Annotated in this window: 22 protein-coding genes and 2 tRNA genes; 3 read left to right on the top strand and 21 right to left on the bottom strand. The window is 46.1% G+C overall.

The genetic code is table 11. From position 1 onward, the window contains the following. Positions 1-42: 42 nt before the first annotated feature. Positions 43-732 (top strand): WecB/TagA/CpsF family glycosyltransferase, encoded by a 690-nt coding sequence (locus QOR60_RS04475; protein WP_283582214.1) that lies wholly within the window; start codon positions 43-45, stop codon positions 730-732. A gap of 64 nt (positions 733-796) precedes the next feature. Here the strand turns inward: QOR60_RS04475 and QOR60_RS04470 are convergent, their stop codons facing one another. From QOR60_RS04470 to QOR60_RS04445, 6 genes are all read right to left on the bottom strand, one after another. Then, positions 797-1,501, bottom strand: coding sequence for a GntR family transcriptional regulator (locus QOR60_RS04470; protein WP_283582213.1), 705 nt, complete (start codon positions 1,499-1,501; stop codon positions 797-799). Positions 1,502-1,704: 203 nt separating this feature from the next. Next, positions 1,705-2,838, bottom strand: coding sequence for an N-acetylglucosamine-6-phosphate deacetylase (gene nagA / locus QOR60_RS04465; RefSeq protein WP_283582162.1), 1,134 nt, complete (start codon positions 2,836-2,838; stop codon positions 1,705-1,707). A gap of 80 nt (positions 2,839-2,918) precedes the next feature. Beyond that, a complete protein-coding gene (locus QOR60_RS04460) occupies positions 2,919-3,557 on the bottom strand; it encodes a hypothetical protein (RefSeq protein WP_283582161.1) in 639 nt (212 codons plus the stop codon). Between the two features lie 74 nt (positions 3,558-3,631). Next, positions 3,632-3,703: transfer RNA gene (locus tag QOR60_RS04455), tRNA-Gln, on the bottom strand. 6 nt (positions 3,704-3,709) lie between these two features. Beyond that, positions 3,710-3,792: transfer RNA gene (locus QOR60_RS04450), tRNA-Tyr, on the bottom strand. 94 nt (positions 3,793-3,886) lie between these two features. Next, the gene (locus QOR60_RS04445; RefSeq protein ID WP_283582160.1) at positions 3,887-5,356 is read right to left on the bottom strand and encodes a peptide MFS transporter; all 1,470 of its coding nucleotides are present in this window, start codon (positions 5,354-5,356) and stop codon (positions 3,887-3,889) included. 261 nt (positions 5,357-5,617) lie between these two features. Between QOR60_RS04445 and QOR60_RS04440 the strand changes: the two genes are divergently transcribed. Both QOR60_RS04440 and QOR60_RS04435 read left to right on the top strand, forming a co-directional pair. Further along, positions 5,618-5,827, top strand: a complete 210-nt coding sequence (locus QOR60_RS04440; RefSeq protein WP_283582159.1) for a DUF1659 domain-containing protein — start codon at positions 5,618-5,620, stop codon at positions 5,825-5,827. Between the two features lie 32 nt (positions 5,828-5,859). Then, a complete protein-coding gene (locus QOR60_RS04435; RefSeq protein WP_283582158.1) occupies positions 5,860-6,105 on the top strand; it encodes a DUF2922 domain-containing protein in 246 nt (81 codons plus the stop codon). A 117-nt stretch (positions 6,106-6,222) separates the two neighbouring features. On the opposite strand, the gene QOR60_RS04430 is transcribed toward QOR60_RS04435, so the two are convergent. The 15 genes from QOR60_RS04430 to QOR60_RS04360 form a co-directional block, all read right to left on the bottom strand. Beyond that, positions 6,223-6,354: a transposase gene (locus tag QOR60_RS04430; protein ID WP_283582157.1), complete on the bottom strand. Its 132-nt coding sequence runs from the start codon at positions 6,352-6,354 to the stop codon at positions 6,223-6,225. Then, a complete protein-coding gene (locus QOR60_RS04425) occupies positions 6,351-6,764 on the bottom strand; it encodes a hypothetical protein (protein WP_283582156.1) in 414 nt (137 codons plus the stop codon). Before QOR60_RS04425 ends, QOR60_RS04430 begins: the two co-directional genes overlap by 4 nt. 119 nt (positions 6,765-6,883) lie before the next feature. After that, positions 6,884-7,420, bottom strand: a complete 537-nt coding sequence (locus QOR60_RS04420) for a hypothetical protein (RefSeq protein WP_283582155.1) — start codon at positions 7,418-7,420, stop codon at positions 6,884-6,886. 38 nt (positions 7,421-7,458) lie between these two features. Further along, positions 7,459-7,896, bottom strand: a complete 438-nt coding sequence (locus tag QOR60_RS04415) for a DUF805 domain-containing protein (RefSeq protein WP_283582154.1) — start codon at positions 7,894-7,896, stop codon at positions 7,459-7,461. Positions 7,897-7,911: 15 nt separating this feature from the next. Continuing rightward, complete coding sequence (locus QOR60_RS04410; RefSeq protein ID WP_283582153.1) at positions 7,912-8,526, bottom strand: hypothetical protein; 615 nt, start codon at positions 8,524-8,526, stop codon at positions 7,912-7,914. 15 nt (positions 8,527-8,541) lie between these two features. Further along, positions 8,542-9,153, bottom strand: a complete 612-nt coding sequence (locus QOR60_RS04405; RefSeq protein WP_283582152.1) for a hypothetical protein — start codon at positions 9,151-9,153, stop codon at positions 8,542-8,544. Positions 9,154-9,168: 15 nt separating this feature from the next. Continuing rightward, on the bottom strand, positions 9,169-10,371 hold the full coding sequence (locus tag QOR60_RS04400) for a T7SS effector LXG polymorphic toxin (RefSeq protein WP_283582151.1): 1,203 nt from the start codon (positions 10,369-10,371) through the stop codon (positions 9,169-9,171). Between the two features lie 29 nt (positions 10,372-10,400). Continuing rightward, positions 10,401-10,730 carry a DUF4176 domain-containing protein gene (locus QOR60_RS04395; RefSeq protein ID WP_283582150.1) on the bottom strand — a complete coding sequence of 110 codons (330 nt, stop codon included), beginning with the start codon at positions 10,728-10,730 and terminating at the stop codon, positions 10,401-10,403. A 3-nt stretch (positions 10,731-10,733) separates the two neighbouring features. Next, a complete protein-coding gene (locus tag QOR60_RS04390; protein WP_283582149.1) occupies positions 10,734-11,369 on the bottom strand; it encodes a hypothetical protein in 636 nt (211 codons plus the stop codon). 12 nt (positions 11,370-11,381) lie between these two features. Continuing rightward, positions 11,382-12,626 carry a hypothetical protein gene (locus tag QOR60_RS04385; RefSeq protein ID WP_283582148.1) on the bottom strand — a complete coding sequence of 415 codons (1,245 nt, stop codon included), beginning with the start codon at positions 12,624-12,626 and terminating at the stop codon, positions 11,382-11,384. A gap of 24 nt (positions 12,627-12,650) precedes the next feature. After that, the gene (locus tag QOR60_RS04380; protein WP_283582147.1) at positions 12,651-13,013 is read right to left on the bottom strand and encodes a DUF4176 domain-containing protein; all 363 of its coding nucleotides are present in this window, start codon (positions 13,011-13,013) and stop codon (positions 12,651-12,653) included. Between the two features lie 51 nt (positions 13,014-13,064). Then, positions 13,065-13,658 carry a hypothetical protein gene (locus tag QOR60_RS04375; protein WP_283582146.1) on the bottom strand — a complete coding sequence of 198 codons (594 nt, stop codon included), beginning with the start codon at positions 13,656-13,658 and terminating at the stop codon, positions 13,065-13,067. A 37-nt stretch (positions 13,659-13,695) separates the two neighbouring features. Beyond that, complete coding sequence (locus QOR60_RS04370; RefSeq protein ID WP_283582145.1) at positions 13,696-14,292, bottom strand: hypothetical protein; 597 nt, start codon at positions 14,290-14,292, stop codon at positions 13,696-13,698. Positions 14,293-14,359: 67 nt separating this feature from the next. Next, positions 14,360-14,956 (bottom strand): hypothetical protein, encoded by a 597-nt coding sequence (locus tag QOR60_RS04365; protein ID WP_283582144.1) that lies wholly within the window; start codon positions 14,954-14,956, stop codon positions 14,360-14,362. Positions 14,957-14,982: 26 nt separating this feature from the next. Then, positions 14,983-16,206, bottom strand: a complete 1,224-nt coding sequence (locus QOR60_RS04360; protein WP_283582143.1) for a T7SS effector LXG polymorphic toxin — start codon at positions 16,204-16,206, stop codon at positions 14,983-14,985.

Below are 16,206 nucleotides of genomic sequence, written 5' to 3'. Positions count from 1 at the left end.
AGTACTAGTGACATCCTTGGCATTCCGTTTGTCAAGGCAACCATGCAGGAAATTGTTGCCCAGCTCATTGCTGACCATCAGGCTGGGCTGAACCGGTTCATTGTGACGGCTAACCCGGAAATTGTCCTCGCTGCCCGCAAGGATCCGGCCTACATGCAAGTACTCCAAACAGCCGATTACGTGACGGCCGACGGGATTGGCATCGTAAAGGGCGCCGCACTGCTCGGAAATCCCGTTCCGGAGCGGGTGACCGGTTTTGACCTGATGCGCACTCTCCTCCAACACGCTGGCCTTCACCACGACCGCGTCTTTTTCCTGGGCGCCAAGCCAGCGGTACTCCGGCAAACCCTTGCCGCCGTCCGGAAGCAATATCCCGGGGTGGTCATCGCTGGAAGCCACGACGGCTACTTTGCCCCCGATGAGGCTGCGGAAGTTGCCGCCCAGATTAAGGCCGCCCGCCCCGCCTTTGTTTTTGTCGCCCTCGGCTTTCCCAAACAGGAAATGTTTATCCATCAATTTCGGGACCAAACGCCCGCCCTGTGGATGGGAGTCGGTGGCAGTTTCGATGTGTTAGCCGGCGTGGTTCAGCGGGCCCCGCAGAGTTGGCAGGAGCACCACGTTGAGTGGCTGTACCGTCTTCTTCAGGATCCCCGGCGGTTAGGACGGATGATGGCCCTTCCCCACTACCTGACACTCATTCTATGGCACAAGTTTACTAATAAACAAAACTAAAAAACCGGCAGGAAAAAGTGGACGCTCCAGCCCCAGTTCTCCTGCCGGTTCACTATTAACGATTTTACCGGTTATTTTCTAAGTAAAACTCAAACCGGTCTCCTACGTACTGGGTCCGGGTGTATTCAAACGGCCGCCCGTCCCGCAACTCGGTGACCTGCCGGAGCCGCAAGAGGGCCGCGCCCCGCTTAGTATCCAGGTACTCCGCAATCCGTTCAGAGGCAAGCGTTGCCGAAACGGTCTGCTGGGCTCGCCCAATCGCGTATCCCCGGTCCTGCAGGGCCTCATACAGGGAAGTGGTGACCTCCTCCCTGGCAAACGAAGCAACCAGGTCGGCCGGCACCGTCGTCACCTCAAAGCAAATCGGCACCTGGTCGGCATACCGAATCCGCTCCATCCGTAATACCTGCGCCTTATCGTTCAGGCGCAGCCGTTCCCGTTCACTGAGCGTTGGCGTTGTAATCACGTACGAGATGGTTTTACTGGATGGAACCTTCCCCTGCGAGCGGGTCAGCTCGGTGAAACTGGTCACCCCCGCCATCCGGTCCTGCACCTTCTGGCTGGCCACAAACGTTCCCGCCCCAACACGGCGGTCGAGAATTCCCTCGTCAACCAGCGTTTGGATGGCCTGCCGGAGCGTCATCCGCGATACCCCAAACTGCTCCGCGAGAATCCGCTCTGCGGGAATGCGGTCGCCAACCTGCCACTTACCCTGTTCAATCGCCTGCCGAATTTGATTATGAATTTGAATGTAGATTGGTGATCCCATCCATTTTGCCTCACTTTTCACCGTTATCGTTAGGTTTAATGATAGCACAAATCACGCAGAATCCCCCATCTAACCGTGGGTATTCCCCCTATCGTCGCATAAAAAAACGAACGCAGCACAAGCGTCCCCGAACCAATTAATTTGTTCGGTTTCCCGCTTCACCACGTTCGTTATTAAACTTCATTGTACCTTCGATTTAAAAACTACTTCATCAACCGCCCGAAGGAGTACGTCCGCTGAAGATCAAGGTTCTGGTCCAACACATTTAGATCAGCATCCTTCCCCGGCGCAATGCCGCCCTTCTGTTCCAGGTGGAATTCGCGTGCCTGGTTAACCGAGGACATCTTAACGGCGTCCTCAATCCGGCAGCCCGTAAACCTGATAATGTTCTTGAATGCCACGTTAAACTTCAAAACGGAACCCGCCAAGTTTCCGACTTCTAGCCGCGCCTGGCCGTCCTTCACGATGACCTTTTGGCCACCAAGTTCGTAGTCCCCTTCAGGCATTCCCTTGGCCCGCATCGAGTCCGTTACGAGCTCCAGTTTATCTGCACCCTTCAACTCGTATGCCAACCGCACCATGTCTGGAACGTTATGGAACCCGTCGCAAATAATCTCACAGTACAGGTTATCTTCCAGAACAGCATGCCCCGTCACTCCTGGCTCACGGTGCTTAAACTCCCGCTGCGCGTTGTAGAGGTGTGTAATGTGGGTTGCCCGTGACTGCAGCATCTGTTCGCGGGTAGCGTTGGAATGCCCCGCAGACGGCACAATGCCGTTTTCCAGGCAGTAGTCCTCGAATGCCCGGCTTTCCGGGTACTCCGGGGCGTACGTAATCATCCGCACCCGGCTACCGGATAACTCATTCCACTGGGCCAGTAAATCAGTATTCGGCGCCTGAATGTACTTCTCCGGCTGGGCCCCCTTGTACTTCACCGAAACAAACGGCCCTTCAAGGTGCACCCCCTGAATCAGCGGATTTCGTTCCGCCGCCTGCCGAATACCCTTCATCGCGTGGTTAATGTTTTCAACCGACTGCGTCATTGTCGTGGCAAAGTAGGTCGTTACCCCTTCGTTCCGGGCCATGTCCGTTGCTAGTTCATCAATCTGGTCAGGATCGCCGTCCATCGCATCAAAGCCGTAGCCCCCATGCGTATGCACGTCAATAAATCCCGGGACGACAATCTGCCCGTTCAGGTCAACGAGTTCATCACCCGCCTGAATCCGCAGGTCACTCATCGGCCCGACCGCCTCAATTTGCTTGTTGAAGCGCACGTAACCGTCGTCGATCCGCTCCTCACCCGTATAAATTACCGCATGCCGTAACACTATACTCATTTTGGTCACCCTTTCGCTTTCACAGTTAATACCACTATTATAATCGGTATAGACCATCTAAACAAGCGTTTTCAATCCCACTACTTAATTCCGTTTACGACGTCCACTAAGACCTTCCCGTCCCGGACGGAGTAAATCACGGTATTGGCATCGCCCGGTTTAAGGAGCTGATACGTGTAACCAGGACCCAACGTCGGTTGTAAGTTCTTTGCCGTCTGCTTAATTCCTCCGGTTAACTTGTTATACCCCACCTTCTGGGCCATTCCTGGATTTTGCAAAACATAGTTAATCGCCTGAACTTCCTGGTTGCTAGTCGGCATTATCCGGTAAGTTTTAGTTTGCTGGTCAAAACTAACCGTTCCAATTCGCTTGAAGGTCCGCTGCATGTCCCCTAAAATCTGCTGCTGGGTTTTCGCCTGCTCGTGCGCCGCGTTTAATTCAGGCATCCCCGTAATTACCAAGGGCTGCGACTGGCTTTCCTGCGCTGACTGGGGGGTAGTCGGGGCCGACACCGGTGCTTCTGTCGATGGGGCATGGTTCGCACGCCACGCCCGGGCGAACCCCCAGCCACCGCCAACCGCGCAGCCCAGGCAGACCACAATCGTAATGACGGGCATCAACCACTTTCCGTAATTCCGCCACGAACTGATTAAATAAAAAATCGCCACCGGCAAAAAGATGATTCCCATAATGGCGAGTGAAGCTGTTAGTAATAACACAAAACCCCTCCTCTGATCTTAGCCCTAGTATAACGAAAAAAGAGGCTGGACTCACGTCACAACCTCTTTACCGATTGGGCTAGCAGGATTCGAACCTGCGCATGTCAGGACCAAAACCTGATGCCTTACCACTTGGCCATAGCCCAATATGATGGAGGAGAGTGGATTCGAACCACCGAACCCGAAGGAGCGGATTTACGGTCCGCCGCGTTTAGCCAGACTTCGCTACTCCTCCATAATAGTAATTGCCGTCACCGACCTAATTACTATACCCGTTTTTTTTCTTTTGCGCAAGGGGTTCCGCGCATTTTTTGATTATTAACCTTGAATTAACGCACTCCGGCCATCAACCGCTTCAACCGGGGCACCATCAGCACCATGATAACCCCAAATACGATGGTAATGGCGCCCACAATTCCGAAGTACATGACTTCCGTGTGGGGGGTGTACAGCTTAACTAACTGGGAGTTAAACGCCTGCGCCACCGCGTCTGATAGAAACCACATACTCATCATCTGGGACTGGAAAGCCCGGGGTGCCAGTTTAGTTGTCACCGACATCCCAATTGGTGAAATCAACATTTCCCCGATAATTACCAGCGCCCAACTCATAATTAGCCATAACGGACTAACCTGAGCGTGCACCCCGAAAAGCATTCCCGGGAGCATCATCCACAGGAACGAGATCCCGGCAAAGAATAATCCCAGTGAGAACTTCATTGGTGATGATGGTTGCCGCTTACCCAGCTTCGTCCACAGCCAAGCAAAGACCGGAACGTACAGCATGATAAACAGTGGGTTCATGCTTTGGAAGAAGCTGGCCGGAATCGTAAAGTTACCAATTGTCAGCCGCGTCTGGTTGGCCGCAAACAGCGCTAATACAACGGACCCCTGCTCCTCAATTGACCAGAATAAAATGGACGCAATGAACAGCGGAATGTACGCCCACACCCGCGAGCGCTCCGTTCCGGATACTTTTTTACTGCTCAGCATCATCACGAAGTAGACCACCGGAATCATCACGGCAACAAGCGTGATTAATGAAATAACGTTGCTGATGTTCAGCTGCCCAAAGATTCCCAGAACAACCAGCACCAGTACCCCAGCAACTACTCCCAGGCCAACCTTGGTTAAAATCCGCTTTAACTCGTCCGGTTGAATTGGGTCGTTCGGGTAAAGGCTGTCCTTCGGGAGGTACTTCCGCCCGTCAATCACGTACTGAACGAGTCCAAAGAACATTCCAATCGCGGCCAGGGAGAATCCGAGGTGGAAGTTCACCTTTTGTCCTAACCAGCCCACGATTAACGGCGCGATAAAGGCCCCAACGTTGATCCCGAAAACAAAGATATTAAACCCAGAATCACGCCGCGTATCACCAGGAGCGTATAGTCCCCCAACCATGTCAGAAACGTTTGGCTTTAACAGCCCCGTCCCCATCACGATGAGGGCGATTGAGCCGTACAGTGCGAGACGGCCAAACGGGGTTGCCAGAACAATATGTCCCAGCATAATCAGGACACCCCCGATAAACACCGTTTTCCGGCTGCCCCATACCCGGTCACTCATAAACCCGCCGACGACCCCGGCAAGGTAAACCAGTGCACCGTATATCGACATGATGGACATTGCGGTCGGTTTATCAAACCCTAGCCCGCCCTGGGAAACAGCGTAGTACATGTAGTACAGCAGGATGGCCCGCATCCCGTAGTAACTAAACCGTTCCCACATTTCAGTGAAGAATAGCGTTGCTAGGCCGCGCGGATGGCCGAAGAAAGAATGGTCATTCGTTTTCTGGTTCATAACAAGTCTCCTTTGTCGTTAGTTTTACGTTGCCGTTCACCCGCCGGCAAACAGCGAAGTGTACTACCAATTATACAGGAAAATAAGATTACTCACAACAATTACTCATAAACAGCTCACTTAATGAGAAAAAAGCTCATGATGCTTTTTGTGGGTGCGGCCGGATTATTTTAGACAAATATCCCAAAACGCGTCAAAAATCGCCGGCTCCTTCGTTATTAAGAGTGTAAGCTTACAAAATAATCATCAGGAGGGAACGCCATGAACAACGATCATTGGAACAAGCTCACCATCCGGCTGGGATGCACCGTCAAGGACAGTGCCCGGTTGCGGCAGCGGGCGTTTAACAACGTCAGCCCCACGGCAACCGACCAAAGCATCCAGCAGTTCGCCAAGCTGATTAGTCAGCTGACCGACGAACCGGTCAAGACAATCACGCTGGCGGGGAACCGCACGATTGCGGTTCAGTAGTCACCACCGCACCACTGAAAGGGGGAAATTAAATGAAAGTCTTAAACCTCACGTTCCGGGATAGCCAGGGCAAAACGCATCATATTCGGCTAACCAACGTCGCCACAACCCACGACAAGGACGCCGTTCACCAGGTCATGGACCAGTTGAGCGCACTCAAGCTCTTTGTGACGGCGGACGGCAGTGAGCTGCTGGCGCATCCGGTCGCCGCAGAGTACGTTGATACGACGGCTGCGCCACTCTTCAAGGAAGAGAAGGCAGCGCCAGTGACACACTAAGCACGCTGGTTACCGAACAAACGGGGATGGTCACGGCCATCCCCGTTTTGTTTTGGTGAATTTATGTTTCTTAGTTACGCCCAGTATACCCGCCTCGCACCCCCACCACAACTCTTTTTACGTCTCATCCCGCAACCGCATCATCCGCGCCCGCAACTGCCGGCGCCACCGGTAAACCGTCCCGGGAGCCACCCCGGCTTCCCGGGCAATTTCCTTGACCGACAAGTCCCGGGCCAGCCGCCCAATCAAAAAGGTTCGTTCCCCGGGAGAGGCCTCCCGTAAAACCCGGGCAAGGAGTTGCTGGGTTTCGATTGCCCCGTCCGGCAAGGAATGGGTGACCAGGTGCGCGCTACCCCCCCCCCCACTGCGGCGGGGCTTAGACCGTAATTGACCGTTGCCTGGTGACGCCGTTCCCGCCGGAGATAATCGATTAATCCCCACCGGATTCGCTGACTAGCGTACATAATAATCTGGTGTTCGTCCTGAGCGGTAAACCTGGTACAGTAATCGGCGTAGGCCGCCGCAAAAAGCAGCTGCCCCTCCACGAAGAGATCTTCATACAGCGGAGTTCCCGGCGTAAGGTGAAGCCGATGCAAAACCGCATGAATCACCCGCTCCCGGGACGAAGACAAAACGTATTCAAAATGGACTGGTTTCATTGGTCCTCCTTGGGTTACCGAACAAAACCAGTCTATCAATTCAAATAATTTATGCGAGGTCAAATTGAACACAAAATGTGAAATTTTGACTTCTTGTCGAAAGTAATACCGGATCTTTCTTACACTTCATACTTATGCGGCAATACAAACCGCACCCAAACATAGCCCATTTCAATAAAGGTGAACGCAAAAATCACCGTTATAAAAATCACGAAATAAACCAATAAGCACGTTCCTAAGCACTTCTTAAAGAAGTAAAGCGCAATCAGCAACGCATCAATTACAACCAATGTTCCAGCCGCCTTAAGTAAAGTGTGGTTAGCCTTCTTTACGACTGCCTCGGATGGAGCAGCTTCAAAATCAGCCGGATTATTCTGGTGCTTAAAATGAAATGCGCACGCGCCCAGCAGGCCCACAATCATTCCGATTATCCAGTGGACGTGCATCGGAATATCAGAAAAATGATCGAAGGGTCCCAAAATCGCAGTTAGTAGTAGTGCAGCAACGACCATTTCTTCCACCCGTTGCCCCTTAAAGTGGTTCTTCATCTTTACAAACCTGTGTTCTTTAAGGTCAAACGAAATTAACATCCGTTCATTCTTGTTGGAACCAAGCCGGGGAATTTCTCCCCACTTAATAAACCGAATTTTGTTCATGCTTAAAGCCTCCTGAACGACACTCTTTCCGACGCTAATTACCCTTCACTCTTCCGCACAATCAACCGGACCACCGGTGTCTCCCGGTACCGCAACATACAATCAGTTGGTAACATTAACGCCGCAAAATAAACTAACAATCCCGAAAAGAGCAACAAAATAACACTTACCCATGTCCGAAAACCCGCATCCCGGAAGCGGCGAACAGTTACGGCCATTAACGCCAATTCCGTAACTACCTGCAAAGCTACCGCAATAATTAACTGCATTAATGCCATATTCGGGTCATTTGTTAGGCTTGAAATTAGGGCGATTCCCAGCGCCATTAGGGCAACGAAAATCACCACAACGTAATAAATAAACGCCGGAAGGTACCCCCGCCGGGTTGTCCGGCCCCTAAAGTTAATTATTCCCTGGATCAAATCACGAATTGCTTGCTGCATGGAGACATAACCATGTTGTGTAATTGGTTTCATTGGAACTCCCCCTCATTAATTATTGATTTCTCCCAAAAACTCAACCTGACAATCCCGAAGATTTAGCGTAGCCGTATTACTAAGCCAAAAAAACATTGGTGTCATCATTAATAGGCCACAGTGTCCTATCAAAACACTCGGCTTAGCAATCACAAGCCAACCCATAGCAAGTTCTGCCAACGTAAGTAAACAGAGCCCTAAAATTACTCGAATAGCACTTTTCCCCGGATAGAGCCGAATTTTATACAAAGTTACCCCCTGAGGAACCACATATTTATGTGTCTTGTATCTCACAAAAATAATTCCGAGTATTACGCTAAACGTAACAGTAATTATTGGCGAAATGTAAAATGTAATCGTGTTATTTTGCCGACTCCATAAATATAGAATCACTGCAAACACCAACAAAACCCAAACAGGCCACTTAATGTCACTTTCTTGGTTAACATCATCGGCCGCTTTCCAACAGTAAACCGGCATGAACCACTGTAAAAACGGGAAAACCTGAAATAAGAGGCGTTGCCCACTAATAAAGTTATACCGCTCTCCCGCTTCAAGAGTAACTGTTCCTAAGAAGGAATCATTCCCTTCAACATGTGCTTTTTGCTTCACCGTCTTTTCCTTTCCCATCAGTCCCAGTAACGATTATTTTTGCCTTTCCGCAGGCTCCTTTTCACCAAGGAATTCAACCTGACAATTTTTAAGATATAACGTAAAGGTACTATCAATCCAAAAAAGCATTGGTATAACCTGCAATAAAAAATATGGCCCCACTAAATTATTTGGCATTTTAATTGTAAGCCAAATCCCCTCAACAACGATACCTATCCAAAGTAAAATCCCTAGAAGTATCCGAAGAACACCTTTCCCCGGATAAAGCCGAACTCTATACAGAGTGACACCCTGCGGAACTGTATATTTATGTGACCCATACTTAACAAAAAGAATCCCTAGTACTACGTTAAATGCAATACTAATCACTGGCGGAATATGAAAGATAATTGCACTGCCATTTCTACTCCATAAATACCCAATTATTGCAAGCACTAACCAAACATAGAGTGGCCAACTAATATCATTTTTATGATTAACATCGTCGGTTGTTTTCCAACAATAAATTGGCATGAACCACTGTAAAAACGGAAAAATTAAAAACAAGAAACGTTGACCGCTAATAAAGTTATACTTTTCTCCTGATTCAAGGGTGATCTTTCCCAAGAAATATTTATTTCCTTCTACATATGCCTTTTGTTTCAATGAACTACCTCCATCCTAATTAAACCCTCTTGCCATATCATTGTTTATTTGCTTTTCTTCTTCTATATCGTGCATAGTTCCACTGTCTAATTTAGGGCTCATACGATTAGTAACTTGGTGTTCTTCGTGTAACTCTTTTTTAGCCTCTTTTGGCTCGGCTTCTATTTCCTTTCCTAAAACGTCAACTGCGTGGCCTATATCGTTCATCACATGTCGAAATGGCGGAAAATGTTTATATAACAAACTATAAGAATCACCCGCTATAGTCCCAATAACCGCAACAGCAGGGTCTGAAAAATCTGAAAATACTTTAACCGCCACGGCACTAGCCCCCACACCTCCAAAATCCTTCATAAGTGAAACACCAAAGTCGTGCGTCTTCTTAAAATCACGCCGGAAATCAAATGCCGATGTAATATACTGAAATATGTCGGCACCCTTGCCTCCTTTATCAGCTACCCGATACAATTCCCGTGCGTGAAAAACCTTTCCCTTCTTCGCAACATCTTTTCCCAATCCTGCAAGAAGACTAATCACATCGTCCGCTTTATCTTCTATCTCATCACGATGATTTTTGATGGACTTTCCCCATCTATCAGAAATATATTCCGCCCACTCTAGATCTTCTGGAATTATAAAGCCTTCACCATTACTAATTACCCCCGATTGCATGACATTTGCACCCTGGGCAAAGGCCTCCCATAATCCCTCCACATCATCGAAGAAACTGGCTGATTCACCATCATACCCCATAAATTTCTGCAGAATTTGCTCTGCTTTTTGTAAGCGCGATTGAGCATCAGCATGCGCCCCTTTAACGGCATTTAAGGGTACTCCTCCTAATGATTTACTAACCGCGCTCAACACTTTCTCCATGTCACTAAGCATTGAAACCTCAGTCTTTGCGTTATTAATTTCCTCCCGCAATTCATCCTCACTGTGACTCTTAGAATCCACCTTAGCAACGTACTGCTGTGGCAACTTAGTCGTTCCCTGCTTAACTGCATCCGACAGCATTACTGCCGCCTGTAACATTGGCACCACCACGGCCTCAGCGTACTCCTTAACATGGGTGCCTCCCATTCCGCCTATATCGCTTGAAGCAGCCTGATTAACTGCCGTACTGATCTGTTGAATACTGCTTCCTAACTCTGCACATGACTGTTGGCAACTACTTGCTTGAGTCCGTGAAGCACTTAAGTCAAACCGTTTCCCCATAATCCTACTCTCTCCCTATGCAACAACTGTTATTTACCGCCAAAGAGCTTATCCTCTTCGTCCTGTTCGCTCTGCTCAACTTCTGCCAACGGAATCTGATTCTTCTCCTGCCATTCAGTAAAGACCTGTTGGAATCGTTCTTCGTCCTCATCGGCGTAGCCCTTAAAAATTACCTTGTCGATTTGCCCCGAATTAAAAAGATAGTTTTTCTTTTCTTCTGAGCCTAACGGATACAAGCAGCCCTCGTATTCAAACATCTGTTCCTTACCGTTAATTTCAACCACAATCGCCCGATTAATAATCATCGTCTTTGTAGTTCCTTCTTTTAAGTAAACAATCGAACCTAATGGTAATAACATAACCTATTCCCCCAATTCTGGTTTGTCTTTTGATTCCTCTTCATCGAGGAACTCAACCTGAACATCACCAACATTAAACGCCGACAAATCGTACATATGAAATATAAAAGCTAATATTAATCCAGCAAAGAATTCTGCGAGTAAATTATTATCAAATATTTCTACGATAAGAAATAGTATAAAAAAACACATACCAGCCGGTCCTATGATACTGCGAGCAATTACTTCAGAACGATCGGCGTGAATAATCGCTGGTCTCTTTCTTAAAATCCGTACCTTTTTGAGCCCGTTTCGGCGATACACCAATAAAGTAACTGTCAATCCTACAGAAATCATAATAATGATATTCATAATTGGGTGGGCGTGCTTTAATGTTATTAAACTTAAAAGTGGCATGATTACTACGCTCAATGGTCCCAATATCCCAATTCTATCCAAGGAATGCAGAAAAGGATGAGGGTCGTCAGCAGGTAACTGAATCCCCTTATCATCAATTTCATATAATGAAATTGGTCGGTTGAAAAATGAGAATGGCATCAAAATATGCTTAATGTCCATAACAAAAAACCACCAATTCCCCATTCCTTCGACGGCAATTCGCCCGCGATTAGTATCTGGTGTAATATGACCTTTTTTCAATCTCCTTACCCCCTAATTAATTTCCGGTAATACAGGGATATTCATGTGATACTTTTTGTTAATTCGATCAATATCATGCGCATTACGGCCATACGTATCAGTAATATAATTCGTTACGCGATTAGCGGGATGTCTAAACCATGGCTTCCGATACATATAATTCCATAATTCATTACCAGCAATATCGGCATCTCCAGCAAACTTTTCTCCGCCAAATAACGAAACAATAACACCTGCTCCTGCTCCTAATATGGGTCCCATCAGGTCTTTATTAATCGCCGTTCCTGGATTCATTTTTGTTTTTAAATCATGACCAAATTCATTAAGAGCTTTTCCCCATTGGTATGCAGCATAAGTAACCGCAGTTCCTTTACTTAAATAATCCCCCACTACAGGAGTAAATCTTGCGCCCGTTAGGTATAACATGCTCCTAGTTCCAATATCGCCGTTAAGATATGAGTCCAACTGTAAATCCAGCAAGCCCTCCTTTATGTGGCCCGTTCCCTTTTCTATTCCCGACCTTAGGAGACTAACGCCTTCGTCCTTTAGTTTTTCCCAGATAGTTTCTTTACCCGTCTGAATTAAATCACTATCTGTAACCTTCTCTATTAACTTTCCATACTTCTTCCACTTGCCGTTAATGTAATCTGCCCAATCTAAAACGTTTGGAACCTCAAAAGCACTGCCATTCACAACAGTCGCTGACTGCATAACGTGTGCCCCTTGGTCAAAAGCAGCGCCCAACGCATCTATATCGCCAAAAAGCCCGCCTGATTCCACGTCATAATTCCGGAAGTTCTGAAGAATTTGTTCTGCCTTTTGAAGGCGGGCTTGCGCATCTGTGAGTACCTTCTTAGTAGCGTTGGCGAATTTATCACCAACTGATTTATCGATCTTATTGAGTGCTTTTTGCACATCATCAATCATTGAAATCTCGCTTTTGGCACTCGCAACTTCTTCCTGCAATTCATCCTCACTGTGGCTTTTAGAATCCACCTTAGCGATATACTGCTGCGGTAACTGAGTTGTTCCCTGCTTAACTGCTTCTGACAGCATTACCGCCGCCCGCAACATTGGAACCACCACAGCTTCGGCGTAATCTTTAACGTGAGTGCTCCCCATTCCACTTACATCACTTGACGCAGCCTGAACAACTGCCGCACTAATCTGTTGAATGCTGTTACCTAACTCTGCACATGACTGCTGACAACTACTTGCTTGCGCTTGCGAAGCACTTAAGTCAAACCGTTTCCCCATAGTTTGATCCCCCCATTATCGTTACTATTCTCCAAATAAATCCTGTTCTGCCTTTGTTTCATGACTAGCCTGTTGCTCTTCGATGCGCTCTTGCAACTGATCAACGTCAGCTAGCTTAATCTTCTTTTCCTTAAGTAAATCGGCATATACCTGCTGGAAACGTTGCTCTTCCTCGTCCTCATAACCCTTATAAACAACCTTTTCAATATCACTGTTATTAAAGTAGAACCGACCATCATCACCGTTGGAGCCCTCCGGAAAACGACATCCCTCATACTCAAAGAGCTGTTGTTCACCATCAACTTCAAACACAATCGCCCGGTTAATTACAACCACTTTTACCGTGCCATCTTTCAAATACAAAACTGTTCCTAATGGTAATAACATCTGGTTAACCTCCTATTACACAAAGAGGCGGCATTGGTCGCCTTGTAATTTCTATTCATTAATGAATCTAACAACACAATTTCCAAAATTAGTAAACGCAAATAATAAGCAATACACTACACTTGGTTCGACAAGTGCAATTAAAAGCATTGGGACAATATCATTCTCGGCATACGGAATAAGCATTAGTGATCCTCCGCCTAATAAAACATATAATACTAATCCTAGAAATGCGTTCCTAAGTCCTTGCTTTCGTGGATAAAGTCGTATCTTATAAAGCTTACAATTACTGGGTACTCGTGATCCTTTCATAACGAATTTCACAACAATAATACTAAGGATTATTAACATTAAAATTAAAATAAACGCTGTAATTTTTACCGGAAGATACGCATTACCAGTTATTGGGAAAAGTACTGCTAACAATATTGCAGTCCCAATCGGCGCATAATATTTTTCCCAAGTTTCAACATTAACAACATCAGCACCGCTTTTCCAACAATAGATTGGCATAATCCACTGTAAAATGGGGAATAGTATAAATAACAGATTTTCACCACCGAAGAAAAGGAAAATTTCCCCGGATTGGAGTTTAATCTGACCATGTAACTTGCTGTCACATCGCACTTCTGCTTGACGTTTCATTAATTACGCCTCTCAATCTTGATTTCGATAAAGGTAATTAATTCTCAACTTTCTCTAGAAATTCGACGGAACATTTTCTAAGATTAAGCGCCGCCATATTATTCAAACAAAAGATAAGCGACGTAATTATTACTAATATATACGGCCCACTAAAATCATATGGCATAGCAAACGTTAACCACACAGCTCCTATTTCCATGAGCAAAAATATTAAATCAAGCAATAATATGACTATCCCCATTATTCCTAAGTGAATCTGTATTTTATACAGGGTAACATTCTCTGGAATCCTAAACTTATGCGTCATGTACTTAATAAACACTATTCCCACAATGAATGCAGTTACCAAACTTAGCACAGGAGGGATATAAAACGATGACGGAAATCCAGCACCCCAATTTCTAGTCAACGGTCCTAAACATACAAGTATGAATACTAGCGGCCATTCGATATTACTATCCTGATTAACATCATCACTTTCTTTCCAGCAATAAACAGGCATCACCCACTGAAGAAATGGGAACATTAAATATAAGAAACGCTGACCACCAATAAAATTGAAGCGCTCTCCCGACTCTAAAGTAATTGTTCCCAAAAAACTTTTATTTCCCTTTATATATGCTTTTTGTTTCATCTTTTCTCCAATGCTAAATCAATCATTAAAAACTAGGTACCGTTGAATAACCATTGGGTCAAGGTAATTAATTTTCAACTTTCTCTAGAAATTCGACAGAACACTTTCTAAGGTTAAGCGCTGCTATATTATTTAAATAAAAATAGAACGACGTAAATAGTACTAATAAATACGGGCCACTAAAATCATATGGCATAGCAAACGTTAACCACATAATTCCTACTTCGATAAATAAAAACAATAAATCAAGTAATAATATAACCACTCCCGTTATTCCCAAATGAATCTGTATTTTATACAGGGCAACATTCCGTGGAACCCTAAATTTATGTGTCATATACTTAATAAACACTATTCCCACAATGAACGCAGTTACCAAACTCAGTACAGGAGGAATATAAAACGGTGACGGAAATCCGGCACCCCAATTTCTAGTCAATGGTCCTAGACATACAAGTAGGAGCACTAACGGCCAGTTAATATTACTGTCTTGATTAACATCATCACTTTTCTTCCAACAATAAACCGGCATCAACCATTGAAGAAACGGAAACATCAGATATAAAAACCGTTGACCGCTAACAAAGTTAAACCGTTCTCCCGATTCGAGAGTAATCGTCCCTAAAAAACTTTTATTTCCCTTTACGTATGCTTTTTGTCTCATTTCTTCTCCCATATTAGAATGACTTGCTAAAAGCTTGGTGTTGTTGAGTATCCGTTAGGCCCCGGCATCGAGTTTTCAGGTAACTTGCCAACATGCGCATGCTCGATAATCCTATCACCCTTATCCATTCCATGTTCAATTTCGCGGTGTCCCTTTTCTATGCTACGCCCTACGCAATCAATTCCATGCCCTATGTCATTCATCGTATGTCTGAATATCTTACTATGGTCATATAGCAAATTATAGAAATCACATGCCCCAACGCTGGCAAATGCAACACCAATTTCAGGCGCACCAAAAAATCCTACTACCGCTCCTGCACCTACTCCCAAGGCAACACCGGCAACATCCTTCATAAGCGAAACGCCGACATCTTTATTTTTCCTATAATCAGACGTAAAATTCATTGCTGACATTAAATACTGTCCCCAATCGGCTAATTTACCAACTGTCGATGAATACCTGTATAGTTCTCGTGCCTTTAAGACCTTCCCACTATTCGCTACATCTTTCATTCCACCAACCATTAAGCTATCTAAATCACTCAAAAAGTTTGTTACTTTATCGGAAGGTGCAGGAATTTTAACATGCTCCTTCTTTTTTTGCTGGTCCCATTTTTTATTTACATAGTGCGCCCACTCCATATCCTTCGGTATTTTAAAACCGACTTTACTCCCACTCTGAATCGTACATGATTTAATTTCCCGGGTTGCCGTGTCAAATGCCTCGCGTAACGCATCTAAATCGCTAAACAACCCACCTGATTCCCGGTCGTAACGCCGAAAGTCTCGTAAGATCCGCTTTAATTTTCTCAGGCGGGCCTCCTCATCACTTCGCACTCCCTTCGTTGAATTCTTAAGCTTATCTGCAGCGCCTTGGTCAATCTTCCCAATCATTTTTGTGAGTTCATCCATCATTTGAATCTCTCTTTGGATGTCTTGAATTTCTTGTTCCAATTCATCCTCATCATGACTTTTACTATCAACTTGTGCTACATATCGCTTAGGGAGCTGCTGAACATCCCGGTTAACACCCATCGTCAACATCATGGCCGCCCGTAACATTGGAACAACCACTTCCGTAGCATACGCCCGTACATGCGTTGCCCCCATTCCCTTCATGCTTCCTAAGGAAGCCGCTTCACTGACGGCGCCACTAATTCCACTGATTGAATCCTCCAATTTCTGGCAAACACTTTGACAACTTGAAGCCTGTAACTGCGATAGATTAATCCTGAACTGTTTGCCCAT

This window comes from Ligilactobacillus hohenheimensis (genome assembly GCF_947381805.1).
Classification (GTDB): Bacteria; Bacillota; Bacilli; order Lactobacillales; family Lactobacillaceae; genus Ligilactobacillus; species Ligilactobacillus hohenheimensis.
This window is presented reverse-complemented; position numbering and strand designations above follow the sequence as displayed.